Genomic DNA, 1058 nt, shown 5'->3' with positions numbered 1-1058 from the left:
GAGAGCCTGGTGGATGCGATCCGTCGCGGCACCGATGTCATGATGGCCGGCAAGGTCGCCGTGGTCGCCGGCTTCGGCGATGTCGGCAAGGGCTCGGCCGCCAGCCTCAAGAACGGCGGCTGCCGCGTGCTGGTGACCGAGGCTGATCCGATCTGCGCCCTGCAGGCGGCGATGGAAGGCTACGAGGTTGTGACGATGGAGGATGCGGCCCCGCGCGGCGACATCTTCGTGACAGCCACAGGCAATGTCGATGTCATCACCATCGAGCATATGCGCGCGATGAAGAACCGTGCCATCGTCTGCAACATCGGCCATTTCGACAGCGAAATTCAGATCGACGCGCTCCGCAACTACGTCTGGGAGAACGTCAAGCCGCAGGTCGATGAGGTGATCTTCCCCGACCACAAGCGCCTGATCCTGCTCAGCGAGGGTCGGTTGGTGAACCTCGGCAACGGCACGGGCCATCCCAGTTTCGTCATGAGCGCCTCATTCACCAACCAGGTTCTCGCCCAGTTGGAACTGTGGCAGGCCCCGGCCGGCAAATACGAAAACAAAGTCTACACATTGCCGAAGCTGCTCGACGAAAAGGTTGCGGCCTTGCATCTCGCCAAGGTCGGCGCCGCGCTGACGAAACTGACGCCGAAGCAGGCGGAATACATCGGCGCGGCCGGGGTCAACGGCCCATTCAAGCACGACCTCTACCGGTATTGAGAAGCAGGTAAACCATACTTCCTCGGCACGCTAAGTGGATTCCGAGGTTTTCGGCCGGGACTAGATGCTCTTCCAACTTGGCGTCCGCGCGGAGACAGTTTCAGAAGGGCCAATGCCATTCGCAGCGCGAGCGCCTGAACGACTACGAACACTCAGGGCGGAGCAGTGCGTGCATGACCATTCCTGCCGCGCCCTGAGCGGATGGCTGCGCTGGCGGCCGTATAGCCGGTCAGGCTGCGGCTTGACCGAAGTGATCAACCCGCAAGCCGCCGGTTCAGCGTCCGAAGGCGGACTTCAGCGGTCCCTCGAGATCGGTCCGCTCCCAGGTGAAGGTGCCCTTCTCCTCG

1 protein-coding gene is annotated in these 1058 nt (G+C 62.5%); it reads left to right on the top strand.

The window, feature by feature from the left end:
* Positions 1-711, top strand: a 711-nt coding sequence (locus GSQ83_RS30780) for an adenosylhomocysteinase (RefSeq protein WP_254065961.1), incomplete at its 5' end; no start/stop codon positions are given.
* Between the last annotated feature and the right edge of the window lie 347 nt (positions 712-1058).

Origin of the sequence: Acidisoma sp. L85, from assembly GCF_009765865.1 — a bacterium.
Taxonomy (GTDB): domain Bacteria; phylum Pseudomonadota; class Alphaproteobacteria; order Acetobacterales; family Acetobacteraceae; genus Acidisoma.
The sequence above is the reverse complement of the archived record's forward strand: the minus strand, read 5'-3'. Positions and strand labels throughout refer to the sequence as shown.